The 710-nt window shown below is 43.7% G+C and carries 1 protein-coding gene; it reads left to right on the top strand.

Features of this window, described 5'->3' with window-relative positions:
* Positions 1 to 710: PAS domain S-box protein (locus tag BCT81_RS25105; protein WP_241908274.1), on the top strand; the 710-nt coding region annotated here is incomplete at both ends.

Raw genomic sequence — 710 nt, 5'->3', positions numbered from 1 at the left:
CGGTGTGATCATTATTCAAGATATGAATGTGGTTAGTGTCGATGCTAACTATGCTCGTATTTATGGTTACCAATCTCCCGAAGAATTATTGGCCAATATTGACAGCTTTCTGGATCTAATTCCTGAAGATTTCCATGTTCTCGCCTATCAAAACTATCTTGAAACGGTTAGTGGTCAACGAGACCCACAAGTTCACACCTTTACCAATGTGGACCGCAACGGCAGAGAGTTTACGGTTTTTTCTATTGATCATGTCACAGAGTGGCAGGGAAGACCGGCGCTACAAGTGACCGTTATTGACCTTAGCCCAGCTATTCAGCTGCAGAATATTGTCCGCAAACAAGACCAAATGTATCGCGATATGATCATGCAATCGGGGCAGGGAATATTGGTACACCGAGATTTTAAACCTTTGATGGTTAACCAATCTTGGGTGAACTTACAAGGTGGCAAGTCGATAGAGCAGGTATTGCAGCTCGACTCTATTCTTGATTTGGTACCAAAACAAAACGTAGAAAGTATTTATCAACGTTACCAGACTGTCATGTCGGGTGAGCCGTCGGGTACCAGTAATGTGGTTGAGAATATCGGCTTGGATGGTGTCCATCGATTTTTCAATATCTATGACAACGCAGTTATCTGGGAAGGTAAGCCAGCCATGCAGGTTGTGCTTGAAGATGTCACCCAGAAAGTGATGCTAGAAAAGCAGC

This window comes from Vibrio sp. 10N.261.52.A1, assembly GCF_002876325.1.
Lineage (GTDB): Bacteria > Pseudomonadota > Gammaproteobacteria > Enterobacterales > Vibrionaceae > Vibrio > Vibrio chagasii.
This window is presented reverse-complemented; position numbering and strand designations above follow the sequence as displayed.